This is a genomic window from Camelimonas sp. ID_303_24, from assembly GCF_053543495.1.
In genome coordinates this window covers 1-26,866 of record NZ_JBLLJM010000001.1, presented here as the reverse complement: position 1 = coordinate 26,866, position 26,866 = coordinate 1, and the positions used below count along the sequence as shown (strand labels likewise).

General features: G+C 62.8%; 23 protein-coding genes, 1 tRNA gene and 3 pseudogenes. 10 read left to right on the top strand and 17 right to left on the bottom strand.

Features of this window, described 5'->3' with window-relative positions:
- Positions 1-10 precede the first annotated feature (10 nt).
- The 3 genes from ACERNI_RS00135 (at position 11) to msrA (ending at position 1,970) form a co-directional block, all read left to right on the top strand.
- Entirely contained in the window at positions 11-883 is an 873-nt protein-coding gene (locus ACERNI_RS00135) for a LysR family transcriptional regulator (protein WP_036749130.1), read from the top strand.
- A gap of 127 nt (positions 884-1,010) precedes the next feature.
- Positions 1,011-1,457 (top strand): peptide-methionine (R)-S-oxide reductase MsrB, encoded by a 447-nt coding sequence (gene msrB / locus ACERNI_RS00130; RefSeq protein WP_036749127.1) that lies wholly within the window; start codon positions 1,011-1,013, stop codon positions 1,455-1,457.
- Positions 1,458-1,970 carry a peptide-methionine (S)-S-oxide reductase MsrA gene (gene msrA / locus ACERNI_RS00125; protein WP_036749124.1) on the top strand — a complete coding sequence of 171 codons (513 nt, stop codon included), beginning with the start codon at positions 1,458-1,460 and terminating at the stop codon, positions 1,968-1,970.
- Between the two features lie 228 nt (positions 1,971-2,198).
- Here msrA and ACERNI_RS00120 read toward each other — a convergent pair.
- The 10 genes and pseudogenes from ACERNI_RS00120 to ACERNI_RS00075 form a co-directional block, all read right to left on the bottom strand.
- Positions 2,199-2,534: pseudogene (locus ACERNI_RS00120) on the bottom strand (conjugal transfer protein TrbE); the annotation flags it as partial.
- Between the two features lie 10 nt (positions 2,535-2,544).
- Positions 2,545-2,826 (bottom strand): VirB3 family type IV secretion system protein, encoded by a 282-nt coding sequence (locus ACERNI_RS00115; RefSeq protein ID WP_036749093.1) that lies wholly within the window; start codon positions 2,824-2,826, stop codon positions 2,545-2,547.
- Entirely contained in the window at positions 2,826-3,155 is a 330-nt protein-coding gene (locus ACERNI_RS00110; protein ID WP_196108350.1) for a TrbC/VirB2 family protein, read from the bottom strand. Before ACERNI_RS00110 ends, ACERNI_RS00115 begins: the two co-directional genes overlap by 1 nt.
- Complete coding sequence (gene trbB / locus ACERNI_RS00105; protein ID WP_196108349.1) at positions 3,152-4,150, bottom strand: P-type conjugative transfer ATPase TrbB; 999 nt, start codon at positions 4,148-4,150, stop codon at positions 3,152-3,154. The genes ACERNI_RS00110 and trbB overlap by 4 nt, the downstream gene beginning before the upstream one ends.
- 429 nt (positions 4,151-4,579) lie before the next feature.
- Complete coding sequence (locus tag ACERNI_RS00100; protein WP_058097340.1) at positions 4,580-6,097, bottom strand: ATP-binding domain-containing protein; 1,518 nt, start codon at positions 6,095-6,097, stop codon at positions 4,580-4,582.
- Positions 6,097-7,863, bottom strand: a complete 1,767-nt coding sequence (locus ACERNI_RS00095) for an ATP-dependent nuclease (protein ID WP_058097339.1) — start codon at positions 7,861-7,863, stop codon at positions 6,097-6,099. The genes ACERNI_RS00100 and ACERNI_RS00095 overlap by 1 nt, the downstream gene beginning before the upstream one ends.
- A 92-nt stretch (positions 7,864-7,955) precedes the next feature.
- Positions 7,956-9,122 (bottom strand): reverse transcriptase family protein, encoded by a 1,167-nt coding sequence (locus ACERNI_RS00090; RefSeq protein ID WP_082658052.1) that lies wholly within the window; start codon positions 9,120-9,122, stop codon positions 7,956-7,958.
- Between the two features lie 176 nt (positions 9,123-9,298).
- Positions 9,299-10,555, bottom strand: coding sequence for a phosphoribosyltransferase-like protein (locus tag ACERNI_RS00085; protein ID WP_058097337.1), 1,257 nt, complete (start codon positions 10,553-10,555; stop codon positions 9,299-9,301).
- 275 nt (positions 10,556-10,830) lie between these two features.
- Positions 10,831-11,274, bottom strand: a complete 444-nt coding sequence (locus tag ACERNI_RS00080; protein ID WP_058097336.1) for a hypothetical protein — start codon at positions 11,272-11,274, stop codon at positions 10,831-10,833.
- A gap of 4 nt (positions 11,275-11,278) precedes the next feature.
- Positions 11,279-11,815, bottom strand: a pseudogene (locus tag ACERNI_RS00075) (type IV secretory system conjugative DNA transfer family protein); the annotation flags it as partial.
- A gap of 113 nt (positions 11,816-11,928) precedes the next feature.
- Here ACERNI_RS00075 and istA point away from each other — a divergent pair.
- Both istA and istB read left to right on the top strand, forming a co-directional pair.
- Complete coding sequence (gene istA / locus ACERNI_RS00070) at positions 11,929-13,461, top strand: IS21 family transposase (RefSeq protein ID WP_448831262.1); 1,533 nt, start codon at positions 11,929-11,931, stop codon at positions 13,459-13,461.
- Complete coding sequence (gene istB, locus ACERNI_RS00065) at positions 13,451-14,230, top strand: IS21-like element helper ATPase IstB (protein ID WP_448831261.1); 780 nt, start codon at positions 13,451-13,453, stop codon at positions 14,228-14,230. Before istA ends, istB begins: the two co-directional genes overlap by 11 nt.
- An 83-nt stretch (positions 14,231-14,313) precedes the next feature.
- On the opposite strand, the pseudogene ACERNI_RS00060 reads toward istB, so the two are convergent.
- From ACERNI_RS00060 to ACERNI_RS00045, 4 genes and pseudogenes are all read right to left on the bottom strand, one after another.
- A pseudogene (locus ACERNI_RS00060) lies at positions 14,314-15,774 on the bottom strand (conjugal transfer protein TraG); the annotation flags it as partial.
- A 24-nt stretch (positions 15,775-15,798) separates the two neighbouring features.
- Entirely contained in the window at positions 15,799-19,350 is a 3,552-nt protein-coding gene (locus tag ACERNI_RS00055) for an error-prone DNA polymerase (RefSeq protein ID WP_448831260.1), read from the bottom strand.
- The gene (locus ACERNI_RS00050) at positions 19,347-20,870 is read right to left on the bottom strand and encodes a Y-family DNA polymerase (protein WP_183368547.1); all 1,524 of its coding nucleotides are present in this window, start codon (positions 20,868-20,870) and stop codon (positions 19,347-19,349) included. Before ACERNI_RS00050 ends, ACERNI_RS00055 begins: the two co-directional genes overlap by 4 nt.
- Positions 20,785-21,546, bottom strand: a complete 762-nt coding sequence (locus ACERNI_RS00045) for an ImuA family protein (protein ID WP_183368546.1) — start codon at positions 21,544-21,546, stop codon at positions 20,785-20,787. The genes ACERNI_RS00050 and ACERNI_RS00045 overlap by 86 nt, the downstream gene beginning before the upstream one ends.
- A gap of 161 nt (positions 21,547-21,707) precedes the next feature.
- Between ACERNI_RS00045 and ACERNI_RS00040 the strand changes: the two genes are divergently transcribed.
- From ACERNI_RS00040 to ACERNI_RS00030, 3 genes are read left to right on the top strand one after another with little or no spacing between them, the layout of a single operon-like run.
- A complete protein-coding gene (locus ACERNI_RS00040; protein WP_448831259.1) occupies positions 21,708-22,376 on the top strand; it encodes an SOS response-associated peptidase in 669 nt (222 codons plus the stop codon).
- An 8-nt stretch (positions 22,377-22,384) separates the two neighbouring features.
- On the top strand, positions 22,385-23,512 hold the full coding sequence (gene dinB / locus ACERNI_RS00035) for a DNA polymerase IV (protein WP_448831339.1): 1,128 nt from the start codon (positions 22,385-22,387) through the stop codon (positions 23,510-23,512).
- Positions 23,513-23,533: 21 nt separating this feature from the next.
- Complete coding sequence (locus tag ACERNI_RS00030) at positions 23,534-23,656, top strand: hypothetical protein (RefSeq protein WP_448831258.1); 123 nt, start codon at positions 23,534-23,536, stop codon at positions 23,654-23,656.
- Between the two features lie 229 nt (positions 23,657-23,885).
- Here the strand turns inward: ACERNI_RS00030 and ACERNI_RS00025 are convergent, their stop codons facing one another.
- Positions 23,886-24,317, bottom strand: a complete 432-nt coding sequence (locus tag ACERNI_RS00025; RefSeq protein WP_448831257.1) for a PIN domain-containing protein — start codon at positions 24,315-24,317, stop codon at positions 23,886-23,888.
- Positions 24,314-24,619 carry a hypothetical protein gene (locus tag ACERNI_RS00020; RefSeq protein WP_448831256.1) on the bottom strand — a complete coding sequence of 102 codons (306 nt, stop codon included), beginning with the start codon at positions 24,617-24,619 and terminating at the stop codon, positions 24,314-24,316. The genes ACERNI_RS00025 and ACERNI_RS00020 overlap by 4 nt, the downstream gene beginning before the upstream one ends.
- A gap of 294 nt (positions 24,620-24,913) precedes the next feature.
- Between ACERNI_RS00020 and ACERNI_RS00015 the strand changes: the two genes are divergently transcribed.
- Together ACERNI_RS00015 and ACERNI_RS00010 are read left to right on the top strand one after the other, a co-directional pair.
- Positions 24,914-25,105 (top strand): hypothetical protein, encoded by a 192-nt coding sequence (locus ACERNI_RS00015; RefSeq protein ID WP_238986719.1) that lies wholly within the window; start codon positions 24,914-24,916, stop codon positions 25,103-25,105.
- A 19-nt stretch (positions 25,106-25,124) separates the two neighbouring features.
- Positions 25,125-26,780 carry a recombinase family protein gene (locus ACERNI_RS00010; RefSeq protein ID WP_448831338.1) on the top strand — a complete coding sequence of 552 codons (1,656 nt, stop codon included), beginning with the start codon at positions 25,125-25,127 and terminating at the stop codon, positions 26,778-26,780.
- On the opposite strand, the gene ACERNI_RS00005 is transcribed toward ACERNI_RS00010, so the two are convergent.
- A tRNA-Met gene (locus ACERNI_RS00005) sits at positions 26,737-26,813 on the bottom strand. The two genes, ACERNI_RS00010 and ACERNI_RS00005, sit on opposite strands and share 44 nt — an antisense overlap.
- Between the last annotated feature and the right edge of the window lie 53 nt (positions 26,814-26,866).

The window sequence follows — 26,866 nt, the reverse complement described above, 5'->3', positions numbered from 1 at the left end:
GGCGGTAGGCATGGAGTTCAATCAGATACGATATTTCCTGAATCTGGCGGATTCTCTGAACTTCACCGAAGCGGCCATGCGCAGCGGTGTTTCGCAACCCACGCTCACACGCGCGATCCAACGACTTGAGGAGGAACTGGGTGGCACCCTGGTTTATCGTGATGGGAAAGACAGCCGTCTCACAGCTCTAGGCCGTGATATCCGTTCAGAGTTTGCTTCGATAGCGGAAGGTGAACAGCGGGTCCGCGCACTCTCCCTCAATCGGGTTCGGGGAAGACGAGAGACGTTAACCGTGGGCGTCGTCAACACGATTGCACCAAGGCTAATCACTGGGTTCATCGCCCATGCCCTGCAACAGTTGCCAATGCTCGAACTGGTTGTCCGGCCGATCACCCGCGAAGAGGCCGTTGAGTGTCTGCTGAGCGGTCGGCTCGATGGCTGCTTCTGTTCCGATCCGATGGCGGGTAACGCCAAGATCGCCACCGCTGAGATGTTCCGCGAGCGGCTGTTATTGGCCATGGCGGAGCAGCACCCTTTAGCCGGTCGGGAAGTGATCTCGCTCGCCGAACTCGCTGAGCAACCTTATCTTGATCGCCTTCATTGTGAATTTCGCTCTCGCGTCAACGAGCATCTTCGCGAACGCGCTATCGTCATGGTCCCGCGGCTAAGATCTGAACGGGAGGATCTAATCCAGCAGGCGGTGGCCGAAGGCGCCGGTGTCTGCATGCTGCCCGAAAACTCGGCCATCGTCGCCGGCCTGACCCTTCGCCCGGTTGAAACGCTCGACCTTACCCGGACGATCGGTTTCCAGTCAGTTTCTGGCTCAGGAACAGCGGCGGTCCTGCGCCAGCTTCGAATGCTGGTCGAACGCCATGGGTGGTAGTGTAGACCATCGCGTTGGCTTGACCGCTGGCAACACTGAGGCGAAGCATTGAAACTATAGCCGTGCCGTATTGGACACCTTCGGATTGAATAGCCACTTTAGCGGCAGACATTCGAAGGAGAAAAACATGGCTACATACAAGAAAACAGACGCCGCGATCGCAAGGCTCTCACCCGAGGAATACCGGGTGACGCAGCAAAGCGGCACCGAGCGGCCGGGCACCGGTGCTCTTCTCCACAATGATGAGGCCGGCATCTACGTCGACATCGTCTCGGGTGAACCTTTGTTCGCATCGTCGGACAAATTCGAGTCCGGTTGTGGCTGGCCCAGCTTCACGAAGCCGATCGAGCCGCTGAACATCAACGAGCTGCGTGACACCAGTCACGGCATGGTCCGCACGGAAGTGCGCTCGACACATGGCGATAGCCACCTTGGCCACGTCTTCCCTGACGGGCCGACCGACCGTGGCGGCTTGCGCTACTGCATCAATTCCGCGTCGCTGCGCTTCATCCCACGCGAGGAGATGGAGGCGCAAGGATACGGTGACTATCTCAACCAGGTAGAGGATATCTAGATGACAACCGAACGTGCTGTACTGGCTGGTGGCTGCTTTTGGGGCATGCAGGATCTCATTCGAAAGAAGTGGGGCGTGATCTCAACGAGAGTCGGTTATACCGGCGGGGACGTGCCCAATGCGACCTATCGCAATCACGGAACGCATGCCGAGGCGATCGAGATCATCTTCGATCCTCAGAAAATCAGCTATCGCCGACTGCTGGAGTTCTTTTTCCAGATCCATGATCCGACCACGCTGGATCAGCAGGGCAATGACTTCGGTAAGAGCTATCGCTCAGCGATCTACTTCACGAGTGACGAACAGAAGAATGTTGCTCTGGATACGATCGCGGACGTCGAAGCTTCCGGCTTGTGGCCCGGCAAGGTGGTCACGGAGGTCGAGCCGGTAGGTGACTTCTGGGAAGCCGAGCCGGAACACCAGGATTACCTGGAGCGCATCCCGCACGGATACTCGTGCCATTTCGCGCGCCCCAACTGGGTTCTGCCGCGCCGAACAGACACGGCGGCCTAACAGGTATGTGGCTCGCGGTGCAATGCCGCGAGCCACCAACGGGAGAACATCATGAAAACTGGAATTGTAGGGTCGCCATCTCCGCCGTTGGAGAATGTTCAGTGGATCGATGGGAATGGCAATCAGCGTGATCCGCTGTCTCTGGAAGAGCTGGGTACGGGCTTCAAGATCCTGTATTTCTTTCAAGACTGGTGCGCCGGCTGTCACACACATGGTTTTCCCACGCTTGCCCTCCTCCTCGAAATCGGCCTTGCGCTCGGCATCGACCAGCGCCGAGGCGGGATCGGGGAAACGGCTGGCCGGATAGGTGGCGGCCTCCGAGCGCTGCGCCTCGACGAAGATGGCCCAGCCTGAGCCGAGGCGGCGGAAGGCGTTGTTCAGCCGTCCGGCCACCGCGACCAGTTCGGCCGCGACGGCGGAATCCAGATCGGGCCCGCGAAACTTCGCGGTCCGCTGGAATGAACCGTCCTTGTTGAGCACGACGCCCGAGCCGATCAGCGCCACCCAGGGGAGATAATCGGCGAGGCGGGATGCGGTGCGGCGGTATTCCGCGAGATTCATCATGGCTCGGACCTCACACCGAGAGAAAAGCCGGGATGCGCAGGTGGCGGCGCGCGACCTCGACGAAGAACGGATCGCGCTTGGCCGCCCAGACGGCAGCGATGTGACCGACCGCCCAGATCAGGATGCCGGCGAGCCAGAGCTGAAGGCCGAGGCCGACCGCACCGGCGAGCGTGCCGTTCAGGATGGCGACGGAGCGCGGCGCCCCGCCGAGCAGGATCGGCTCGGTCAGGGCGCGGTGAACCGGGATCGAGAAACCCGGCACTTCGTCGAGCGCTTCGAACGCGAGCGCCATCAGACGAGCGCCCCGCCGCCGAAGCTGAAAAAGGACAGGAAGAAGCTCGACGCCGCAAAGGCGATGGAGATCCCGAATACGATCTGGATCAGGCGCCTGAAACCGCCGCCGGTGTCGCCGAAGGCCAGCGTCAGGCCTGTGACGATGATGATGATCACGGCGACGATCTTCGCCACTGGCCCTTCTACGGATTCGAGAATGGATTGCAGCGGCGCTTCCCAGGGCATCGAGGAGCCCGAGGCAAGGGCCGGAGACGTCATCAGGCTCGCGCAGGCGACGATGGCAGCGGTTGCGACATGGTGGCGGATACGAAAGGCGCGACGGATCATTCAGTTTCTCCAGTGTTGTAAGCGGTGTCGGGTTCTGAAGTGGCGGGTGAAATCCGGTAGTCGCCGTCCGGCCCAAGCCCGTCGACGCGGGCAAGCTCGGCAAGGCGTCGCGCTGAACCGCGACCAGCGAGAACGGCGACGAGATCGATGGTCTCCGCGATCATGGCGCGGGGGACGGTAACGACAGCTTCTTGGATGAGTTGTTCGAGACGGCGCAGCGCCCCGATCCCGGAGCCGGCATGAATAGTCCCGATGCCGCCAGGGTGTCCGGTGCCCCAGGCTTTGAGGAGATCGAGCGCCTCGGCCCCACGCACCTCGCCGATGGGGATTCGATCGGGGCGCAGGCGCAGGGACGACCGCACCAGTTCGGCCAAGGTGGCGACGCCATCCTTGGTCCGCATGGCGACGAGATTAGGCGCGGCGCATTGCAGCTCGCGGGTATCCTCGATGATGACGACGCGATCCTGCGTCTTCGCCACCTCAGCGAGTAGTGCGTTCGTGAGCGTCGTTTTGCCTGTGCTCGTGCCGCCGGCAACCAGTATATTGGCGCAAGATGCAACGGCCGCGCGCAGCGTCTCGGCCTGATCGGCATCCATGATGCCCGCCGCAACATAGTCGTCCAGGCTGAACACGGCGACGGCGGGCTTGCGAATGGCAAAGGCGGGCGCAGCGACGACGGGCGGCAGCAATCCCTCAAAGCGCTCCCCGGTTTCCGGCAGTTCGGCCGAGACGCGCGGGCTGCGCGTATGCACTTCGACGCCCACATGGTGGGCCACCAGCCGCACGATGCGCTCGCCGTCTGTGGCGGAGAGTATCTCGCCGGTATCTGACAGACCCTCCGACAGCCGGTCCACCCAGATCCGGCCATCGGGGTTCAGCATGACCTCGACAACAGATGGGTCTTGCAGGAGGTTCGAGATGGCAGGCCCGAGCGCCGTCCGGAGCATGCGCGCGCTGCGGTCCACACTTGCCTGTTCGTGGTTGATGCCTGCCATCTCGTCCCCGTTCCACCGGGGAGGCGAGAGAAGATCCCCGGATGGGGATCACTAAAAGAGCCGCAACACGGACCGATTCAACAAGTTTCGGCCGTCGTAGTAGTGTGGGATAAAAATACAGGAGATTGGCGGTTGTGCCTCTCAGCACCAAGATGGAGCTGCATAGTTGAACCGTTTGGCAAGAGCGGAGCGACTCGACGAGTCATACCGCTTCGCGGGACAGAGCTGCCATTCGCTACGGCAGCGACCAGTGTTCGCTTCTGGGTGGATTCCTGCTCGACCGCTTCTGAGCGGCGGAGATGGGAAAGCAGCCATCCAAGTGGCCGCCGCAGTTCGAATGCAAAGCGCTCGATCTCAGCCATCGCGGGTTCCGGAACACTGGAGAGACGTAGTGAAAAAGAACAGACCTCGTCGTCGACGAGCCGCTTCCTACAGGTTGAACAGCGGACTGGGCTTCGCTTTCGAAACGACCAGCATCAGCGAGCGGGTCGCCCGACTGAGCGCGACATATAGCCGGGCGCGCGACGCCTTGGTGTTCGAAAAATTGTCAGCGTCGCACGGTAGGACCATCACATTTTCGAATTCGAGGCCTTTGGCCTTGTGGATCGTGCTGATCGCTTTCATCGGCAGCTGTGGTCGGGCGTGGGTGCGTCGCCGAGCGATTTCGGCAAAGCCGTCATCGGCATCCTCGAACCGGCCGAGCAGGATCGCCTCGGCAAACTCGCGGCCATGATGGATGCGGACGTCAGCAAAGGCCGCTTCATTCGCTGCCAGGCTCCGCAGGTGGTTGAGCGCTCGTGCCACGCCGCGATGATCCGGGCACTCGACGATATGACGAGCCATCGCCTGGAGATGCTGCGGCTTGCCGTTGCAAGGTTTGGCGCATCCCTCCTGCGCCTCGAGCACGAAGCGGTTGCCGAAGGCCGTCGGCGAAAACCCCGAGGCGACCGAGCCCATGAATGTGAGCATGCCGCGCGCCAGTGACTCGGCATTGCCCTGATGGGCCGCACAATGCGCGGCGAGCGTGGACAGCCCTTCGCGAACATGGCCTTCCCAGATCGGCAGGCGCCGGTTGAAGAAGGCACGCAAGGCGGTGACGCGATCATTTTGTCCGGTAAGGACGAGCAAAGACGGCGCGTTGGCGCGTGCGTAGATTGCAGGACTCTCTTGCGCGTCCACTCGGAACCCGGTGCGCTGCGGTGAGCTGTTCTCGGCAACATGGACGGTGAGCCCGGCCGGAAGGTTGCCGGTGAGGTCGATCTTGCCGCCATCACGCAGCGTCGCGCGCGAGGCGAGGATCCAGGCGCCGAGCTCGGGCTGGACGTTTGCCCAGCGATGAGGCTGGTCGAGTTCCTCAAACCGATCGGCTGCGGCCTTGAGATTCTCCCAGCGCTGTTCTGCGGCGGCGGTTTGCGCCTGGGTGCCGGTGAAGATCATTTGCATCGGATCGGCGAACACACGAAGCTGCGCCCCGCCGCGATGCAGCGCCATGACAAGTGTATGCTGGTCGGCGCTTGCGTCCTGATGCTCGTCGCAGACGACGATCGGATAACGCCGGGCCACACAGTCCGCGATCGCAGGATGCCGGGTCAGCAGGCGTGCCACCCTCTCGCCCAGCAGGTCGTACCCTTTTGGGGTGCGCCGTGCCCAAGCGCCGACATCCTCAGGCAGGCCAAGGGGGTGGCGGTAGGCGCCGGCGATCTCGATCACGAGCCCGTCGATCGTGCGAATCTCGACGTGGCGGCTGAGACCGTGCGTCCGGCCGGCAAAGACGTCGCAGGCGGCATTGGTGTGAGTCAAAATGAGCAGTCGTCCGTCGCCGAGGGCGGGCGCGATGTCGCAGGCGTAGCGGGCGCCCTGATAAGTCTTGCCGCAGCCGCCCGGCGCCTCGACGACCACGAGGCGCGCGGCGGAGCGAAGCGCTTGGGCGACCGTCGCGTCTGACATCAGACGACCGCTTGCGCGGCCCCGAGCCCGACGGCCCCTCGGACAGCATTGACGAACGGGAGAAGCTGGGGCGCGACATGCGGCCAGAGCCCAAACGCGAAGAGCTTGTCGGCGAGTTCGGCGCCGCCCGCGACGCTCTTGAACCAGCGCTGGCCGTGCTTCTTCCACGCCTTTTTCTGCGCCTCAGGCGCGTTCGGATCGGCGGGAGCGGTACCGCACGCTGCCGCGATCATCAGCGAGCGGATATCGTCTGTCGCAGCGAGGATCGCCGCAAGCGACTTATCCTCCAGATTCAGTCGATCGGCCAAGGTTCGCAGCCGCTCGCCAACATCACCGTCGGGCTCGGCAATGAAGGCCTCTAGCTGGTGATCCTGAAGGTGCGGGATGAGGTTGGTTTCAAGGCATCCGTCCGGCCAGCGCATGAGGAGATCGCCGAGCTGGTCCTTGGTCTGTTGCCACAGGCCCTGCTGTGTGCCCTCATTGTCCGCGAAGCCGGCAACTTTGAGCCCGCTCGTCGCGAGGCCACGTAGTACAGTCAACGCTTCCGAATTGCTGCCGCCGTCGCTGACCCAGATTCCGTGACGACGGAGGTCCTCCCCGAGCGAACGGTTGAGCAGATTGGTGACGAATCCGACTTCGGTCGCGCCTTCGGCGATCACTGCCACTCGCGCGAGGAAGGTCTCGGGATCGCGCTTCTGCTGCGCCGCGACCGATGCCGGAAGCCTCCCGATCTTGCCGCCGGCGTCCACATACCAAAGCGTGGCCGTGGCGGCGGCGTGGACGGCAGGCGCGCTGTGCGTCGTCACGAACACCTGCGAGGGGCTCGCGAGCAGCTCCTCGATCAGAATGCGCTGGCGGTAGGATTCAAGGCCGCGTTCGATCTCATCGACGACCATGATCGGATGCTCGGCATGATGGGCTGCGGCGACCTCGAGCGCCGCAAGCCGGCGTGTCCCCGCACCCCAGCTCGCCATGGGCAGCATGGTGCCGTCCTTGGTTGCGGTGAGGCCGATCAGCGCATTGAGCGAAAAACCCGGCCCGCCGACCAGACCAAGGCCGAGCTGGCTGGGCAAAGTGCGCTTCTGGAACCGCTCATCGAGATCACCGAGCGCGATCTTCGCACTCTCCTTGAGCTCGCCATGCACGTCTGTTTCCCCGATCTTATCCGCCAGACGTGATCGCAATGTCTTGTCGCTGAGCAGGCGGTCGAGCGCCGATCCCTGGATCAGACGGAGGTCGCGATCGTTGCGATCGTCGCCCCCGAGCCGCACGACGCCGATATTACGGCGGACCGAAACCGGGAAATGATCGACGGTGTCGTCGGGCTGGCAGATTTCGTGTTGCAGTTCAAAATCGGGCGTCCCACAGACGCGCACGCAGAACACAGGATCGAGCGGCTGGCCGTCATTGGCCTCAAGATCGGGAAGCTTCGGGCCATCCACGCTCCATTCCCAGGGCCAGCTCGACTTGCGTTGCTCGACGATGCCACAGTTCAGGGGCAGCGCCATAGCGGCGGCAATCTCGAAGCCGTCCTCGTGCCGGCGTTGCCAATAATCGGCATCTGACAGCATTGCCGCATTGGTTGGGCTGAGAAGAAGCGCGATGGCGTCCAGAATGGTGCTCTTGCCCACGTCGCCGCCGCCCAGGAGCACGTTCATGCCTTTGCCGGGGAACCACGACAGCGCCTCGATCCCCCTGAACCGCTTGATCGACAGGTGGCGAATGTAGGGCGCGAAGTCGGCCGGTTGTTGAGCATTTTCTGCCATTGGCTCAAATTACGGTTTGCGACTGGAACGGTCCAGCATTGAGATTGGTTTTCGGCACTATATTCGAAGATATTGCGCTTGGCGGCGGGAGCTCAGTCATCCCAGCCGCTTTCGATCTGGCGGGGCTGGATAGGCGGCCAGTCGACTGAGGCGAATTGCTCAAGCGCTTGCTGGCCAAAGGCTGGTTCGACCTGCTGGGCCCAGGCGATCAGGCCACGAACATGATGATAGAGACTAGAGACGCCGGTCTTGCGCGCCAGAGCATGCTTGGCAGGCCCATAAGCGGGTGAGGATAGATAATGGAGATGGAGACGGATCATGTCTTTATAGGCGCGCTGTAGGCGAGGCATTGGGCCGTCGACCAGCATGCCCAAAACGATCCGGCGCGTGCCGGGGCCACGGATCACGGTCTTGCGCTGATTGTGCCGGAACCCCGAGTCGTTGAGAATCGCGCACACGTCGCGCTGAAGCCTGCGCATCTCCCCCAGCGAGCGATCGGCGTCGGTGGAAAAGGCCAGATCGTCGGCGTAGCGCGAGTAGCGCAGCCCGCGTTCCTCGGCTAGCCGCGCCAGGAGTGTATCGATACGCAGCATTGCGAGATTGGCGAGCATCGGGCTCGTTGGCGCACCTTGCGGAAGAATGCCTTCATAACCAAGCGCGTAGAAGTCGATCGGGCCTTTGTGTGGCGCAGGGTTCTTTCCGGGCCCTCGATCGAGCCCGATAGTGCAAAGTCGTGCAAATTCGAAGGACAGTAACTTGGGAAAGCCCAGCCAGGCAAAGATCGCCGAGACCGTCCCTTCACTCACCGAGTGAAAGAAATCCTCGATATCAACCTTCAACAGCCATTTGGTGTTGGGGTGCTGTTCAGCGGCCTGGACTGGCGAAGATTCTGGATGGAAGGCGAAGCTTGCCGGATGGACGGGCGCATAGCGAAGGACATGATCGACTAGCCAGCGCTGCGCGATCGCTAGGCTCTTCGGCGGAATCGAGATCATCCGCTTGGCGGATCGGCCTGGGATACGCTTCTTCAGAAGGACGAACCGGTATTTCGTGTGCCCGCGACGCGCGACCGTCCGACGCAGGAATAGATAGGGTAGCTCGGTCAGTACCGAGAAATGGCGCAGAGTCAGCACCGGGGTAATGCGAGGGTCTGTCGCTCGTATGCGGGCGAGCGCCGCTAATGCATTTTCAAGCGTGACTGCATCGATGCCGTGGCGGCGAGCGCCAGATGCGTAGCGTTGAGGGCTCGGTGCGGACATCTACTTCGACCCACTCAGGTGGGTGGGACAGCAAGTCTCGTCCAAGACCCCGCCAGCCGTGACTTGCTGTCTCGCGCAGCGCGAAGGTCCTGCTCCGATGCACGGACCCGGGAAATCCCTGGCCCCAGGTTCCCAAGGAACCTGTCGCCGCTTGCGCGGCGCATTTCTAAACTCCCTCACCGGGCCCTCAACTGGCTAGGATAATAGTAGGGCAAGTCCTCGGTGGGAAGCACAACCGTGCGGGCGCGCCGTAACTGAAGCCGCCGAAGCTCGCGCTGGCCAAGAACGGTCAGGGTGTTACGCAGGCTCGTCCAGCGGGCGATGCGGGTGAACACAAGAATCTGCTCGACATTGGCGAGCGACAGCCGCGTGCGAGCAGAAGCGCTGGCCGCCGTGCGAGATCCATCTTTGAGCGCGGTCAGAACCAGCATCGTTTCGACCCAGCGGCGACGGGTTGGATCGGCGAGGAATCGCTCTGCCGTCCGGATTTGCAGAACTGCCCGAGCGCGGTCGGCGAGGGCATCGGCATTGGCCGCCGGAAAATGCATGTCGGCGCCGAGCGCGCTACGGTTGCGGAAAAGCGGCACCCATCCTTTTCGATCGCTATGTAGGACAGGCGGCGCATTGTTAGGCATGCCATGCGAGAAGGCGATAAGCGCGCCGGCCGAGCCGAAGCCGAACGGATAGCGGCTACGGTGAGGATGGGCGCGGCACAGTGCCAAGACCGCATCGCGGTCCACGCCGACAAATGAGGTGAAGATGGTGGGGCAGGCATGGACCACACGGGCGTTTGGCCCCGAGCGGTGCGATCGGACGTGTTTCAGCCCATCTTCAGTCCCGGAATAGGCGACCACGGCAAATCGGACGAGGCCGTAGGAGTGCCAACTACGGATTGTGGCGACACGCCAGAACGCCTCGAGCATTTCCCACACGCGCTTGCCCGAGCCGATGAAGTCGGTGACGATGACAATGTGACTGACGCGGCCGGTGCGCAGCGCGTCGGGTCCGGGATGGCTCAGCACGCGGTCCCGGTGCAGGCGCTCATATCCGGTAATGAAATTGGCGATCGAGCCTTCGCTGCCGACCTCTTGATCGCTTGGGTCGATGACGATGGGCGGCATGCCGGTGCCTGTGGCGCGCCCCTCATCGGTACCCGGAAAGAAGGGAAGGACTTCGTGGCGGACGAAGCCATATTCGTCATCCTTGGCATCGCGGGTCTCCACGGCGCGCTCAGCGAACAGCGCTATCGGCCGGTCCTGATCGCCCTCGTCGCGGTTTGTGGTGGTCTCGTCGAGCAGTAAGCGCAGCCCCCGGTAAAGAGCATCGTGGCCGACCAACATCACGGCGTCGGCCAACTGTTCGGCCACAAGACGCTCCGCTCCGGAAAACTGCGCCAGCCAATCGCGCGGAAAATCGGTTTGCGACAGGCTCATGGCCAGACCGAACCTCCCCTTTTTGTCCTCTAGGCAGCCTGTCTTTATACTGGGTTCTAAGCAAGCAGATTTAAGTCCAAGACGACGGATTCTCGGGCCGCTTTTGGTCTGAGTCCTTGGTTTTCCGAAATTTCAGCTTTCCGATACTGCTGTTTAAAACCAGACTGTCCGCATATGGGCGACGTGGCAAGCCTCCCGAATGTCGAGAATGAGGTCGCGAGCGGACACGAGATCGCGACCGACCGGCATCTTAGCGGCTCAAACCGGCCGACCAACTAGCTGATCTCTGCCCCGTGATCTGGTCCGCTCATATCCTCCGACACCTCCTGCCGAAGCTTCGGCCCTTGGGCGAGCCGCCTGCCGAGCGCCGCAATGAAGCCCTCATACCGCTCTCCTACCTTGGCTTTGGCCGCGTTTGCGGCGGGTTCCGGTAGAGCTGGCGTCGTGGCTAGCCAGAAGCGGATGAAGACCGCCAGGGTTTCGACAGCAATTCCAACATCCCGCTCCACACGCGTCATACGGCGGTCCATCTGATCGAGGCGCCGCGCGATGATCGCCTCCCGGCGCTCGGCGTCGTCGGGCGACAGAAACGACGCGATCGCGGCCTCGGCGATCATGGACTGCGAGCGATCCCGACGATCGGCAAATTCCACCAGAGCCTTCTCGATGGCCGGGTCCAGATAAACCGTGACCTTTCTCTTTTTCCGGGGATTGGCCATGTCGCTAGAGATCCATGCCGTCGCCGGGATTCATCGAGACCTGACGCGCAACGCCCTGAACATTACGGATCATGCGCCGGTTCTGGGCGGCTTCTTCGTCAACATCATCGGACAGCCCAGCCTCCCATTCGCTTTCGATGGGCTTTTTGTTCTCCGCCGGCTTCACGCGGCCGAGTTCAGGCTGCAGCCTCCGTTCTGATTGGGTCGGGTCTTCATCCTCGGCTGGTTCAGGCGAAGGATCTTCGCTGGAATATTCGGGCCGCGCCGGAATCGGCAACGCGGTCCAGTCGTCCGTCTGCGGCGTCTCGGGCGGCGTCAGCTCCGGTGGCGAGAGCAGGCGTTCGCGAAACCGCTCGTCCTCGAAATACCGCGCCTTCTTCGCCCGAACCGGCGGGATGCCGGCGACCATGACGATCTCGTCGCTCGGGGGAAGCTGCATGATCTCGCCCGGTGTGAGCAACTGGCGTGCGGTCTCCGAGCGGGACACCATGAGATGGCCGAGCCAAGGAGACAAGCGGTGCCCCGCATAGTTCTTCATCGCTGTTGATTTCCGCTGAGAAGTGACCCGGGATTTGGGGAAATTTCCGCTGAGATTTGACCCATGTTTTGACCTCACCCTTGCTGTTTTCAGCGGGGGGCAACGGAGTGATAGACATGGCTTTGTTGAGCGTTCTCCGTCGCTGGTTTCTTCGTGACCAGCTGTCGATCCGGGAGATCTCGCGTCGGACCGGACTTTCCCGCAACACTGTACGCAGATACCTGCGTTCGGATGTGTCCGAACCCACATTCAGGGTTCCCGAACGGCGCAGCAAGCTGGATGAATTTGCTGAAATGCTGTCAGCCTGGCTGAAGGTCGAGGCCGGCCGTTCACGCAAGCAGAAGCGTACAGTCAAGCAGTTGCATGCTGACCTTGTAAGCCTTGGGTATGGGGGCTCCTACAGCCGGGTCGCGGCGTTTGCCCGAGCGTGGAAGCAGGACCGCCAACGTGAGCAGAACACGGTTGGCCGCGGGGCTTTTGTTCCCCTGGCGTTCGGGCCCGGTGAAGCCTTCCAGTTCGACTGGAGCGAAGACTGGGCGATCATCGACGGCGAACGGGTGAAGCTGCAGGTCGCACACGCAAAACTGTGCTGCAGTCGCGCTTTCCTGGTTCGGGCCTACCCGTTACAGACCCACGAGATGCTGTTCGACGCCCACGCCCATGCATTCCGGGTGTTCGGCGGCGTGCCGCGGCGGGGCATCTACGACAACATGAAAACGGCTGTCGACCGTGTATTGCGCGGCAAGGAGCGGCAGGTGAACAGCCGCTTCCAGGCGATGGTCGGCCATTATCTGTTTGAAGCCGAGTTCTGCAATCCGGCGTCTGGCTGGGAAAAGGGGCAGATTGAGAAGAACGTGCAGGATGCCCGCCACCGGCTCTGGCAGCCAACGCCCAGCTTCTCCACGCTGGAAGCACTGAATGACTGGCTGGAGGAGCGCTGCAAGGCATTGTGGCAGGAGATCCCACATGGACGTCTGCCAGGAACCGTAGCTGACGTTTGGGTGGATGAAGCGCCAGCGTTGATGCCGCTGTCCCGACCGTTCGACGGCTTTGTGGAATACAGCAAACGCGTCTCGCCCACCTGCCTCGTGCACCTGGAGCGCAACCGGTACAGCGTGCCGGCGTCTTTCGCCAACCGGCCGGTGAGCCTGCGTGTTTATCCGGACCGGATTGTCGTTGCCGCCGAAGGCCGGATCGTTTGCGAGCACAGCAGGATCGTCCAGCGGTCGCATAACCGGCAGGGCCAGACCGTTTATGACTGGCGACATTACCTGGCCGTTGTCCAGCGCAAGCCCGGAGCCTTGCGCAACGGAGCCCCATTCGCCGAATTGCCCGATGCCTTCAGACATCTGCAGCAGCACCTCCTCCGGCGCCCCGGTGGCGACCGGGAAATGGTGGAGATTCTGGCGCTCGTTTTGCAGCATGATGAGCAGGCGGTGCTGTGCGCTGTGGAAATGGCCCTGGACGCTGGCGTCCCCACCAAGACGCACATCCTCAACCTCTTGCACAGGCTGGTTGACGGCAAGTCACAGACGCCAGCTGCCATCACTGCCCCCCAGGCGCTGATCCTGACGTGTGAACCACGCGCCGATGTCGATCGCTACGACGCACTGCGCCTCGCCGGACAGGAGGGACGCCATGCGTCATGATCCTGCCAGCGCCGCCATCGTCATTATGCTGCGCAGCCTGAAGCTGCCTGGAATGGCCCAGACCGTGAATGATTTGCTCGAGCAGGGATCGCCGGCATTCGAAGCAGCGATGCCTGTCCTCATGCAGCTGCTCAAGGCGGAAACGGCTGAACGGGAGGTGCGCTCCATCGCATACCAGATCAAGGCCGCTCGCTTCCCCGCCTACAAGGACCTTGCCGGCTTCGACTTTTCTTCCAGTGAGACTGACGAGGCTCTGGTCCGCCAGTTGCACCGCTGCGAATTTATCGGGCAGGGAGAAAACATTGTCCTCGTCGGTGGCCCCGGCACTGGCAAAACCCACATTGCCACGGCGCTTGGCGTTCAGGCCATCGAGCACCACCGAAAGAAAGTTCGCTTCTTCTCCACCGTGGAACTGGTCAACGCCCTTGAGCAGGAAAAGGCACAGGGCAAGGCCGGGCAACTTGCTGATCGCCTGTCCCGGCATGATCTCGTGATCCTGGATGAACTCGGCTATCTGCCGTTCAGTCCGTCGGGAGGGGCATTGCTCTTTCACCTTCTGAGCAAGCTGTACGAACGGGCAAGCGTCATCATCACCACCAACCTGAGCTTCAGTGAATGGGCGGACGTCTTTGGAGATCCAAAGATGACAACCGCACTGCTCGATCGCCTGACCCATCACTGCCACATCGTCGAGACCGGCAACGACAGCTTCCGCTTCAGGGCAAGCGCAACTGCCGCGAAAACACAAACGCGAAGGGCGAAAACTTGACCTACCCGATAACTACGGCACAATAAAACGCGTGGGTCACTTCTCGGTGCAAATCCCGGGTCACTTCTCAGCGGAAATCAACACTTCATCGCCTTCATCTCGGTGGCGGTGCCGAGTGCGTCGGAAACCCGCTTGGCGGTACGCTCGTCGTTGGTGGCAAAGCTCACGCGGACATGGCAGTTGTCGAGGATCGAGTTGTTCGGCCCATAGGCTTTCTCGATCTGGTTCAGCGACTGCGCGATCAGGAAGCTCTTGAGGCCATAGCCCGCCATGAAGGCCAACGCAGTCTCGAAGAAGTCCAGTCTCCCAAGCGCGGGAAACTCGTCCAGCATCAGCAGCAAGCGGTGCCGGCCGGCGTTTTCCTGCAAATCCTCGGTGAGGCGACGACCGACCTGATTGAGCAGCAATCGCATCAGGGGCTTGGTGCGGTTGATGTCCGACGGCGGCACGACGAGGTAGAGGGTCGCCGGCCGCTCGCCCCCGACGATATCGCTGATCCGCCAGTCGCAGCGGCGCGTCACCTCCGCGACCACGGGATCGCGATAGAGGCCCAAGAAAGACATGGCCGTCGACAACACGCCGGACATTTCGTTGTCGGATTTGTTGCGCAATTCGCGCGCGGCGCTGGCGACGACGGGATGCGGCCCCGCTTCGCCCAAATGCGGGGTCCGCATCATGGCAAGCAGGGTGGATTCCACCGGGCGCTTAGGGTCGGACAGGAATTTGGCGACGCCCGCCAGCGTCTTGTCCGGCTCGGCATAAAGGACATGCAGGATCGCGCCGACGAGGAGCGAATGGCTGGTCTTTTCCCAGTGATTCCTTTTGTCCAGGGAACCCTCCGGGTCCACCAGAATATCGGCGATGTTCTGGACGTCGCGCACCTCCCACTGACCGCGCCGCACCTCGAGCAGCGGATTGTATGCCGAGGAGTTCGGATTGGTGGGATCGAAGAGCAGCACCCGGCCATGCTGCGCGCGGAAACCGGAGGTGAGCTGCCAGTTCTCGCCCTTAATGTCGTGGACGATGGCCGAGCCCGGCCAAGTCAGGAGCGACGGGATGACCAGACCGACGCCCTTGCCGGATCGGGTCGGCGCAAAGCAGAGCACATGCTCCGGGCCGTCATGGCGAAGATACTCGCGGTCATAACGGCCGAGGACGACGCCATCGGGATCGAGCAGTCCCGCCTTCCTGATCTCCGAGGTCTCTGCCCATCGCGCCGAGCCATAGGTGGCGACGTTCTTGGCCTCGCGCGCCCGCCAGACCGACATGCCGATGGCGACCGCGATGGCGATGAAGCCGCCGGAGGCCGCAATGATGCCCCCCTTCGCAAAGATCGGCGGCGCATAGGCTTCATAGAAATACCACCACCAGAAGATCGCCGGCGGGTAGTAGATCGGCGTCCCGAACAGCTCGAACCAGGGCGGGCCGAGTTGCGGCTGATAGCCGAGGCTCCAGGCGACATACTGCGTCGCGCCCCAGGTGGTGGCGAGGATGATGAGGAAGACGATACTGATCTGTCCCCAGAGGATCTTGGTCGCCGACATTACGATTGTCCTTTCCGGTTGATGTCAGAGGCCGAGGCCGCGCTTGCGGCCGAATTCCCAATCGACGCCGCCATCGTCACGAGCGACGCCTGAGACATGGCGGCCGATCTGCTTTTCGAGGGAGGGTGACCAGGGCACGAGCTGGAAGCCGAGGCCGTCGTCGATCATGGCGAAGCGGCCGGAGGCCAGCGCAAGCCGTTGACGGTAGGCGCCAGCGACATATTCGCCGCTGGCTGCGCGATTGAACGGCAGCCCGGTCTCAAAGGCGAGTTTCTCGCCGAGCGCATCGATCTCGCGCTGGCGCAGGGTGCTGAGGAGGCGACGCGCAAAGACGACGCGGCCGCCCTGGCCTTGCCGCTCGGCCAGACCCTCGCCGATGAGATGCTCGGCACGTTCATCAAGTGCCTGACGGACTTCCGCGCCGAAGCCGCTGTCCGACAGGGCAATGGGTTCGCGTGCAATCGCCTGCCGGTCGAGCCAGGTCGCGCCAGTGGCGCCGACCTGAGCGCCGAGATCGAGATCGGAGCGGACGGCGAGCGCAACACGGCGCTGCCCTTGCGCGTCCTCCCAGGAGCGCAATTCCACGATCGAACCGGGCGGGCTGTCGCCCGTGGCATCGAGGTGCGGCAGCCTGATATGATGGGTGCGGCCGTCGGTACCGTCGACCACGGCATAGGCCGTGCCCTTCAACTCGTCATCGAGGCCGCGTTCGACCAGTCGGCCGACGATGGGAACGTCGAGGCTTTCGCCCGCAAGAACATAGCTGGCCGAGCCGCGTTCGATGCCGCGCTCTGTGAGCGCGCGGTGCATACGCTTGATGATGTCGCCGCGTTCGCCCATCTCGCGCAGCACAGTCTCGGCTTCGGGCCTGATGAACCATTGCGCGTGTCCGATTTGGCCGGCCAATCCGCGGATTTCGAGGGTGCGCAGCCGCCCCACCTTCAGCGCATGGAACTCGTCCGGCTGGCGGTCGGCAGGCGGAGCGAGATCTATAATCCCGGACTTGTGGGCGTCACGGACAAGCTGTCGGTCAAGCTGGGTCCAGCGTTCCGCCTCGACCTGGCGCTCCAGATTGCGGTGGATCTGCAGATCGGTGCGTGGGCCGAGTTCCTGCGTGACGAGATCCTGTGCGCGGGCGCGCATCACCATGCACAGACCGAGGCGGACCGCAAAGCGGGTCTCGTCGTCTGTCGGCTCCAGCGTACAATCCCATCGCGAAGCGTTGACGCAGATCGGACGCACCTCGACACCATGGTCGCGGGCATCCCGGACGATTTGTGCCGGGGCGTAGAAGCCCATGGGTTGGGAGTTCAGAAGAGCGGCGCAGAATGCATCGGGGTGCCAGCATTTCAGCCAGGCGGAGGCATAGGCAACCAAGGCAAAGGAGGCGGCGTGGCTCTCGGGGAAGCCGTAGGAGCCGAAGCCCTCCAGTTGCCGGAAGGTGCGCTCGGCAAATTCCCGATCATAGCCATTGGCCACCATTCCCTCGATCAGCTTGTCGCGGAATTTCGAGACGCCGCCGGTGAATTTGAAAGTGGCCATGCTCTTGCGCAGGAGGTCGGCCTCGCCGGGAGTGAAGCCTGCGCATTCGATGGCCACGCGCATGGCCTGCTCTTGAAAGAGCGGCACGCCGAGGGTTTTGCCGAGCACCTTTTCCAGCTCTGGCGTTGGGTAGTGAACCTCTTCCAGTCCTTCGCGGCGACGGAGATAGGGATGGACCATGTCACCCTGGATCGGCCCCGGTCGAACGATGGCGACCTGCACCACCAGATCGTAATAGGTCCGCGGTTTCAGCCGGGGCAGCATCGACATCTGCGCGCGAGACTCGATCTGAAACGTCCCGAGGGTGTCTGCTTTACGGATCATGGCGTAGGTGCGTGGATCTTCGGCTGGGATGGTCGCCAGATCGACGGCGATCCCCTTGTGTTCGGCGATCAGATCGAGACCCTTGCGCATGCAGGTCAGCATCCCGAGAGCCAAGACATCCACCTTCATGAAGCGCAGGGCGTCAATGTCGTCTTTGTCCCATTCGATGATCTGGCGATCCACCATGGCGGCGGGTTCGATCGGTACGAGATCATCGAGCCGGTCATGGGTCAGGACGAAGCCGCCCGGATGCTGCGACAAATGCCGGGGTGCGCCGCGAAGCTGCGCTGCCAGTTCGAGGGTCAGGCGCAGACGGCGATCCTGCGGATTGAGGTTCAACTCACGGATTTGCTGATCCGATACGCCGGTTTCCGACCAGGCCCAGAGCTGGCCGGAAAGGGTGTGGAGCAGATCCTCAGGAAGGTCCATGGCCTTGCCGACATCGCGCAGCGCGCCCTTGGAACGATAGCGGATGACGGTGGCCGTCAGCGCGGCATGGTCCCGGCCATAATGCTCATAAACCCACTGGATGACCTCTTCGCGGCGTTCATGCTCGAAATCCACATCGATGTCGGGCGGCTCCCTGCGTTCCTCACTGACGAAGCGTTCGAAGAGCAGATCGTTGCGGCCGGGATCGATGGCGGTGATGCCGAGGACATAGCAGACGGCTGAGTTCGCCGCCGAACCGCGTCCCTGACAGAGAATGCCGCGCGAGCGGGCAAACTGGACGATGCTGTTGACGGTCAAAAAATATGGCGCGTAGTCGAGTTTGCCGATCAGGGCCAGTTCGTGGCGCAGCGCCGCCGTCACTTCGTCAGGCACGCCATCGGGATAACGTGTCGCCGCACCCTCCCAGGTTAGTCTGTCCAGTGTCTGTTGCGGCGTCAGGGCCGGATCGTCACGTTCCTCGGGATATTGGTATCGCAGTTCGTCAAGGCTGAAGGTGCAGCGGCGCATGATCTCCACTGTGCGCGCCAGCGCTTCCGGCCAACGCGCGAACAGACGGTGCATCTCGGCGGGCGGTTTCAGGTATCGATCGGCATGGCGTTCCCTCCGATGACCGAGGGCGTCGATCGTAGTGTTGTGGCGGATGGCCGTCACGACGTCCTGTAACATGCGGCGGCCCGGTTCATGGAACAGCACGTCATTGGTCACGACGGTCGGCACTCGCGCCTGTTGCGCCAGCATCAACAGCTCCCACAGCCGCATCTGATCGTTGGGACGGCGGCGCAGCGTGAGCGCCAGATAGGCGCGATCCCCGAAGGTGTCACGCAGTCGTCGCAGCCGCAGGGCGCAGACCGCATCGGCCAGATCGGGCACCAGGACCGCGATCATGCCTTCGCCATAGGCGACCAGATCAGCCCATTCCAGATGGCATCCCCCTTTTCCGGCGCGGCCCTTGCCGAGGGTCAGTAGGCGGCACAGCCGCGACCATGCATCCCGATCGGTGGGATAGACCAGTACCGACATGCCGCAGGCCAAGTCGAGGCGGCAGCCGACGATCAGCCGGACGCCGGTGGCCTTGGCGGCCTCATGGGCGCGGACGATCCCGGCGACCGAATTTCGGTCCACTACGGCGAGCGCCTCGATCCCCATGAGGGCGGCGGTCGCAAACAGCTCGTCGGCCGAGGAGGCGCCGCGCAGGAAGGAATACTGCGACGTCACCTGCAATTCGGCATAGCGCGGCCCATTTCTCGAGGCGTCCGTCATCCGAAGATCCCGTGCATGAACCAGCGATGCGAGCCGGTGGCGGCATCCTCGCCATCGCCGGCGCGAAAGACCCAGAAGCGTTCGCCGGCGTCATCCTCGATGCGGAAGTAGTCGCGCACCGCCGCCAGTTCCGCATCGCGCTTCCACCATTCGCCGAAGACACGTTCAGGTCCGTCAGCCCGGCGCACCCGCCGCCTTACGCCGCGCCAGGAAATCCAGTTTGGCGGATGATCGGGCAGAAGCGCCATGGTCTCGATGGGCTCAGGCTGCATCAGCAGCCGCGATGGGCGGGGCCAATGATCCGGCCAGCCTGCGCCGGTCTCCGCCGCAAGTGCGGGAATGCGGCAGATGGATCGTTCCGGGACGTCGCTGGCGACGGGAGCAAAGCGATAGATTGCCCGCGCGCCGACCCGGTTCGCCAGGACATCGATCAGCCCGGAAAGATCGGGTTCCGGCGTGTCGATAAGTGATGTCGTCGCTTGCCGCGCTTCCAAAGGTTCGACAAGGGTGGCCGCGAGCGACATGATCTCGATGCCGAGGCCGGGATCGATGATTTCTATCTTGTCGCAAAGAAGTCGGGTCAGTCGTTTTGGCTCGCGCACGGGACGGGCAAGCCCGATGCGCACCGTCTCGATGCGGTTGTCGACCCGGTGACAGAGCAGATCGAGGCGCCGCGCCCCAAGGCCACGTTGCTCCAACGTATCGCAGAGGGAGGCGACGAGCTTCCCGATATAGCGCGCGATCGTTTCGACCGCCCCGATGGGTTCAGCAAAGCTGCGCCTGGCTTCGATCATATCCTCGGGACGCACCGGTGTGATCGGCTCGGCGGCCGCGCCGAGCGCCTGATCGAGCCGGCGGCCGAGTTCAGGACCGAACCTGCGCGTGAGTGGCGCGCGAGGCTGGGCGATCAGGTCGGAGATCGCGGCAAAGCCGAGATCACGCAGGCCGGCGGAGATCGAATCCGGGAGGCGAAGTGCCTCAAGGGGCAATGGCGAAATCAGGGCCTCTCCATTGCCGGCACCTCCGATCAGAACCGGATCTGCCCGGTAGCGCGCCAGCGCATGGGCGGCGCCCCAGGTGTCGGCGACGGCGGCTCGGGCGGCCACACCCGAAAGGGTCAGACGCCCGATAAGCGCATCCAGCATGGCGGCTTCGCCGCCGTGGAGATGGTCGGCGCCGGTGGATTCGATGACGATGCCATCGGGTGGATCGACCGCGACGATCGGACTGAAGCGCTGCAAGACCCAGAGGGCGAGACGTTCCAGGCTCTCCGCGTCGGCCTTGGGGTCGGCCGGTTCGATGGCGAGACCCGGCACGAGAGCCTGCGCCTTGGTGACAGGAATCCCGACCCGCAGGCCGAGTGCCTGGGCCGCAGAATCCGCCGCCGTGATAATGCGCCTGTTGCGGTCGCGTCCGACGAGGACCAGAGGCGCTTCAACCGGCAGCGCTGTGTCGCCAGTCTTCCGCCGCAGCCGGTCTGTCGGCCATGTCGGCAGGAAGACCGAGATGACCCGAGCCATCGCACGCCTCCAGTTCTATATTGAGGGATTCCCCGGCGCGGGCGCGGATCAGCTCGATGAGCCAACGTGCGCGTCCGACGCCCGGAACCGGCAAGGGCCGCGACGGCAGCACCGAGACCCGCCACCGCGTCATCGCCGCGCTGGGCTGCCCGAAATCGCTGGCTTCGGCCTGCCGTCGCCAGCGCCGCAGTGCGATGCCTATGGTCCCGCTCTCCTTGGCGGCCAGATGCAGCCGCCGCGAGGCGGTCATCGGCAGACGGGCAATATCGGCGACCACTGCGCCAAGACCGCCATGCCGCAATCCTTCCTCCATGCAGGCCAGAACCGATTTGTCGTCTCCGGCCTCGACATGGATGACGCGATCGGGGGACAGGCCAGCCTGTTCCAGTCCCGGTGCGAACAAATCCTGCTGCGCCACGCACCATAGAACCTTGCCCGGTGTGCGGGCCGCGATCCCGGCTACGAAACAGGCGGCGGCCGCCCCGTCCACGGCGCCATTTCCGCCGCCCGCGACCTCATGCAGGCACCCGAGCGCAAGCCCACCGCCAGGCAATCTCCGATCCAGCGTTGGCACGCCGAAGGGCAGCACCTCCCGCGTGCGCGCGCCATCCCCCTCCAGCTGCGCGATACGCTCACGCAGCGCCAAAAAGGCCGGGTTGACGGGGCGCGTATTCATGCGCGGGGGGTGCTCCGAGGGTTGTCACAGTGGATTCTCGCTGTTATGTTCCTTATTTGTTCTCATTCCAGCCGAGAGTCAATGTGAGTCCGACGAAATGTGAACGACAGGCTCTTCCGGGGCTTTTATTGTAGGCGCACAGTAAAACCGGAGGATCGGGTTTGTGTAACCTCTATAATCTGACGACGAACCAGCAGGCGATCCGGGATTTCGTGGCCGCAACGCATGACAGCCTCGGGAACCTTGAGCCGTTGATCGATGTCTATCCTGATCGTCCGGCGCCGGTTGTGCGCAACCGCGACGGCAGCAGGGAACTGGCCTCCCTGACGTGGGGCATGCCGACACCAGCGGAGCACCTGAAATCACCCGACGCGCCCGACACCGGCGTCACCAATGTCCGCAAGACGTGGATCGGACATTGGCAGCAATGGCTGGGGATCGAGCACCGATGCGTGGTCCCGGCGACGGCCTTTTCGGAATATGGGCAGACGCCTGATCCGGTGACGAAGCGCAAGCCGCTCTGCTGGTTTGCTCTGGACGATAGCGAGCCGCTGTTCTTCTTTGCCGGCATCTGGACGCGGTGGGACGGCGTTCGCGGATCGAACCGAACACCGCGCCCCGGCACACATGATCTGTTCGCCTTCCTGACAACCGATGCGAACGACATTGTTAAGCCGATCCACCCCAAGGCGATGCCAGTGATCCTCACCAGCCCCGAGGAGGTACAGACATGGCTGAACGCTGACTGGAAGGATGCGAAGGCTCTACAGCGCCCGTTGCCGGCCGATTGGTTGAGGATCGTCGAGCGGTCCAGAATGCTCGAGAAGTGACCCGGACGATGGCGGGCGTGGGCGTCCATCAGAGCGACACAGGCGAAGCGGGGGAAAAAATCCGCAAGATCATCCATGTTGATATGGATGCATTTTATGCCTCAGTCGAACAGCGCGATGATCCAAGCTTGCGGGGCAAGCCGGTTGCGGTTGGCGGATCGGCCGCGCGCGGCGTGGTGGCCGCAGCAAGTTATGAAGCGCGCGAATATGGTGTGCGATCGGCGATGCCGTCGGTCACGGCGAAGCGGCGTTGCCCCGATCTGGTTTTCGTGAAGCCCCGCTTCGATGTCTATCGGGCGGTTTCGGCCCAGATCCGGGAGATCTTCGCCGAGCACACCGATCTGATCGAACCGCTGTCCCTCGACGAAGCCTATCTCGACGTAAGCTCCAACAAGCGGGGCATTCCTCTCGCGACCGAAGTGGCGCAGATCATCCGCGACCGCATCAAGGAGGTCACGGGCCTCAACGCTTCGGCGGGCATCAGCTACTGCAAGTTCCTCGCGAAAATGGCGAGCGACCTCAACAAGCCTAATGGCCAGGCGGTCATCACACCCGCGCGCGGCCCGCAATTCGTGGCAGAACTGGCGGTGAACAAGTTTCATGGCGTCGGGCCGGCCACGGCGGCGAAGATGGAGCGCCTCGGCATTCTGACAGGCGCTGATCTCAGGGAGAAATCGCCCGAGTATCTGCGGGAGCATTTCGGGAAGTCGGGCGGATGGTATCACAGCATCTCACGCGGGATCGACCTTCGCCCGGTGGAACCACATCGCGAGCGCAAGTCCATCGGGGCCGAGGATACCTTTACCACGGACATTTTCGATCTCGAACCGGCGAGGAAAGAGATCGACTCGCTATCGGCGAAGGTCTGGCGAAGTTGCGAGGCCAAGGCTCTGACCGGCCGCACCGTGACGCTCAAGGTGAAATACGCTGACTTCCAGCAGATCACCCGCAGCCGGACCATCGAGCGCAGACTGCGCGGAGCGGAGGAACTCACCGCGATCGCGTGGGTGCTTCTGGAGGCGCTGTTCCCGGTCGAAAAGGGGGTGCGGCTTCTTGGCGTTACGCTATCCTCATTGGAGCCGGAAAGAGACGAAGATGTCGTTCGGCAACTTAGCCTCGAACTACCGGGTCTATAGAAACCGAACGGAAGTGGCCGGATGAAGCGGCGCGACGAGGAGAGGATTTCGGCCCAACTCGCCAAGGCGATGGCCATGATCTGCGTACGCATTACCAGGCTAGAGAACATCCATGCGGGGCGCGCGCCGGTAATGAAAGCCTGAGATTTCTCCGATGTTATCGTCGTCGATGCCGACGGCAATCAAATTCCATGACAAGAGCTATCGCGCATTGACGACAACGAGATGCGTGATCTGATGCGGCAAGTAGTAAATCGCCTCTATACGTTCCAGCTTCGCTTCGGAGAGCCCGAGTCTCAGGCATTCGTGGCCCCCTCGCTCGGCGTCGCACGCAAGTGGGACGAACCAGTTCTTGATCCCGGCCTGCCTGGCATCATCTCACCGGACGCAACGGATTGACGAACTCCAGCCCGGCAAAGTCCTTCTCGTTGTCCGTAACCACAATGCAGTCGTTCGCACCTGCGACAGAAGCGATGATCATATCCAAGGCACTGCGCGGACGACCTGCCGCCTTCCCTTCCGCCATCAACCGCGCCCAGATCAGGCCCGCTTTGTCATCGAACGAGAGAATTCGACCGGTGAACAGTTCCTGCGGCCCCTCCGCTCCCGAGAACCAGGCCTCGAGAGCATCGCGTTTTCTCCCGCGCGGTTTCTCCAGAATACCGCGCCGGATCTCGGCGATGGCCAGCGCCGAAATAAACAGGTCTTCGTCGCGCTGCTCCGCCCACCACGCCAACAGCGCTTCCGACGGATGCGGCTTGACGACGTTGCTGATGATGTTGGTATCGAGGAGATAGCGCGTCACAGATCGACCCGGCGCCCTTCCTCGCGCGGGCGCGACAGATCGAGATCGGCGCCGACAAGGGGCGAACGGCGCAGCGCGGACAGGATGCCGCCAGATTTTGGCTGCTCACCCGCGACGAGGGCTGCCTTGACCGCAGCCCGCGCCTGATCCGCTTCCGGTCCCTCCTCCGCCAGTTGGCGGGCGAGCGACCGGATCAACTCGCGGTCGGATTCTAACGCCAGGACTTCAAAGCGCTTGAAGCCCCGCTGCGTCAGGCGCGCCCGGTAATTCTCGATCGCCCTCTTCTGTGCGGCATTGCTCATGGCTGGCCTCCGTGCTATATATCCTGACATATAGCCGATATTGTCCTTGAAAACAAGGGATGTCAGCGATGCCGCGAGACTCGCACCACAAGCCATTCATGCGGAAGAATACTGCGCGTTCCCGCCAGTATTTTCCATATGCTGTGGCACGCCATGCTTCGCCCGAGCGCGACAACGCCGCCGTTATCGCCCCGACCGCCGCCAAATATACGGCTTTGATTTCAGTTGCTTACGTTAGAAACGACGGGAATGCTGCAAGTTATGACCTTGCGAGCCCCCGGAAACAAATCCAAGATGACAGGAAGCGAGCGCGAAGCGCTGCTCGAATCCCTGATGATCGACGAGCCGGAACTGACGTTCACACCGTGCGGCAATCCCGATCCGCGCCTTCTGCGTCTCGTCGAGTTTCTGGCGCGGCAGGCAGCGCGGGAATGCTACGCCGAGGAAGTGAAGATGACGCGTCGAAGGGGGAAGCGCACCTCCTGATGCCGAAAGGAGATGTGCAGTGAAAGTCGCGATCTACGCCCGGTATTCGTCGGACAATCAGCGCGAGGCGTCCATCGCCGACCAGTTCCGCATGTGCCGCCTGCGGGCGGAGAAGGAAGGCTGGTCGGTGGTCGAGGAATATTCCGATCACGCCATCTCCGGCTCCAGCATGATCCAGCGTCCCGGCATCCAGGCGGTGATCATGGATTCCGCGCGCGGCCGGTTCGACATGATCCTGGCCGAGGCGCTGGACCGGATCAGCCGCGACCAGGAGGACATCGCCGGCATCTACAAGCGCATGCGCTATGCGGATGTGAAGATGTTCACCCTGTCCGAAGGTGAGATCAGCGAGTTGCATGTCGGCCTCAAGGGCACGATGAACGCGCTGTTTCTGAAAGATCTGGCCGACAAGACCCGACGCGGGCAACGCGGTCGCGTCGAGGCCGGCAAGTCGGGCGGCGGCAATTCCTACGGCTATGACGTGGTGAAGAAGTTCGATGCCAATGGTGAGCCCGTCCGTGGCGACCGCACCATCAACGAGGCGCAGGCCGAGGTCGTCCGCCGTATCTTCCGCGACTACGCAGCCGGCAAGTCGGCCAAGACCATCGCCTTCGCCCTGAACAGGGACCGTATCCCAGCGCCGTCCGGTGGCGATTGGGGTTTCAGCACAATCAATGGCAACCCGAAGCGTGGCAACGGCATCCTCAACAATGAGATGTATGTCGGCAAGATCGTCTGGAACCGACAGCGATTCGTGAAAGACCCCGATACCGGCAAGCGCCAGGCCCGCCCCAATCCCGAATCCGAATGGGTCATTCAGGAGGCGCCGGAGCTGCGCATCCTAGATGACGACCTCTGGAACGCGGTGAAGGCAAGGCAGGGCGAGAACCGGACCGAGCGGGACGAGAGCGGCGTCGCCGACGTCCGCAAGATGAACTACCGACGCCGGCCGAAATATCTCTTCTCCGGCCTGACAAAATGTGCCTGCTGCGGAGGCGGTTATTCGGCGATCTCAGCCACGCTGATCGGCTGCTCGACAGCACGGAACAAAGGCACTTGCGACAACCGAACCAACATCCGCCGCGACGAGCTGGAGACGCGTGTGCTGAATGCGCTTCGCACAAAGCTCGTCGATCCCGAGTTGTTCGCTCACTTCTGCGCGGTGTTCACGCAGGAGATGAACCGGCTGCGCATGGACGGTCGCGCCGGTATCGCCGCGGCCGAGGCCGAGATAGCGAAGATCGACCGGGAGCTCGACACGCTGCTTAACCTGATCCTTAGGGGCGGCGCGGCTGACGCCATCAACTCCAAGATGGTCCTGCTCGAACACCGCAAGAAGGAGCTGGCTCTGTTCCTGGCCGAGTCCGAGGAACCGCCGCCCCTTCTGCATCCCTCGATGGCGCTGCAATACCGCAAGCGGGTGCAGCAGCTCTATGAAGCCTTGCAGGACGAAGAGGAAGAGAAGCGGATCGAGGCGGCGGACATCCTGCGCTCGCTGGTGGACAAGATCGTTCTGACACCGGTGGAGGGCAAGGTGGAGATCGACGTTCAGGGCGATCTCGCTGGAATCCTTACGATTTCCGCGCAAACGAAAAACCCCGCCGGAGAGCGGGGTGGATCGCAAGTAAAGATGGTTGCGGGGGCTGGATTTGAACCAGCGACCTTCAGGTTATGAGCCTGACGAGCTACCGGGCTGCTCCACCCCGCGTCAACTTTGTCACTTGAGTGTGTCGGGTTTTCCGTCCCTCTGGAGGGAGGGAG

Excerpts from the sequence above, each read along its gene's own strand:
- ACERNI_RS00030 (WP_448831258.1), top strand. The coding sequence starts at position 23,534 with ATGAAGCGGCGCGACGAGGAGAGGATTTCGGCCCAACTCGCCAAGGCG.
- ACERNI_RS00015 (WP_238986719.1), top strand. The coding sequence starts at position 24,914 with ATGACAGGAAGCGAGCGCGAAGCGCTGCTCGAATCCCTGATGATCGAC.
- msrA (WP_036749124.1), top strand. The coding sequence starts at position 1,458 with ATGACAACCGAACGTGCTGTACTGGCTGGTGGCTGCTTTTGGGGCATG.
- istB (WP_448831261.1), top strand. The coding sequence starts at position 13,451 with ATGCGTCATGATCCTGCCAGCGCCGCCATCGTCATTATGCTGCGCAGC.
- ACERNI_RS00020 (WP_448831256.1), bottom strand. The coding sequence starts at position 24,619 with ATGAGCAATGCCGCACAGAAGAGGGCGATCGAGAATTACCGGGCGCGC.
- ACERNI_RS00095 (WP_058097339.1), bottom strand. The coding sequence starts at position 7,863 with ATGGCAGAAAATGCTCAACAACCGGCCGACTTCGCGCCCTACATTCGC.
- ACERNI_RS00115 (WP_036749093.1), bottom strand. The coding sequence starts at position 2,826 with ATGGCGCTCGCGTTCGAAGCGCTCGACGAAGTGCCGGGTTTCTCGATC.
- ACERNI_RS00055 (WP_448831260.1), bottom strand. The coding sequence starts at position 19,350 with ATGACGGACGCCTCGAGAAATGGGCCGCGCTATGCCGAATTGCAGGTG.
- ACERNI_RS00080 (WP_058097336.1), bottom strand. The coding sequence starts at position 11,274 with ATGGCCAATCCCCGGAAAAAGAGAAAGGTCACGGTTTATCTGGACCCG.
- msrB (WP_036749127.1), top strand. The coding sequence starts at position 1,011 with ATGGCTACATACAAGAAAACAGACGCCGCGATCGCAAGGCTCTCACCC.
- istA (WP_448831262.1), top strand. The coding sequence starts at position 11,929 with ATGGCTTTGTTGAGCGTTCTCCGTCGCTGGTTTCTTCGTGACCAGCTG.
- trbB (WP_196108349.1), bottom strand. The coding sequence starts at position 4,150 with ATGGCAGGCATCAACCACGAACAGGCAAGTGTGGACCGCAGCGCGCGC.
- ACERNI_RS00085 (WP_058097337.1), bottom strand. The coding sequence starts at position 10,555 with ATGAGCCTGTCGCAAACCGATTTTCCGCGCGATTGGCTGGCGCAGTTT.
- ACERNI_RS00090 (WP_082658052.1), bottom strand. The coding sequence starts at position 9,122 with ATGTCCGCACCGAGCCCTCAACGCTACGCATCTGGCGCTCGCCGCCAC.
- ACERNI_RS00100 (WP_058097340.1), bottom strand. The coding sequence starts at position 6,097 with ATGTCAGACGCGACGGTCGCCCAAGCGCTTCGCTCCGCCGCGCGCCTC.
- ACERNI_RS00045 (WP_183368546.1), bottom strand. The coding sequence starts at position 21,546 with ATGAATACGCGCCCCGTCAACCCGGCCTTTTTGGCGCTGCGTGAGCGT.
- ACERNI_RS00135 (WP_036749130.1), top strand. The coding sequence starts at position 11 with ATGGAGTTCAATCAGATACGATATTTCCTGAATCTGGCGGATTCTCTG.
- ACERNI_RS00110 (WP_196108350.1), bottom strand. The coding sequence starts at position 3,155 with ATGATCCGTCGCGCCTTTCGTATCCGCCACCATGTCGCAACCGCTGCC.
- dinB (WP_448831339.1), top strand. The coding sequence starts at position 22,385 with ATGGCGGGCGTGGGCGTCCATCAGAGCGACACAGGCGAAGCGGGGGAA.
- ACERNI_RS00050 (WP_183368547.1), bottom strand. The coding sequence starts at position 20,870 with ATGGCTCGGGTCATCTCGGTCTTCCTGCCGACATGGCCGACAGACCGG.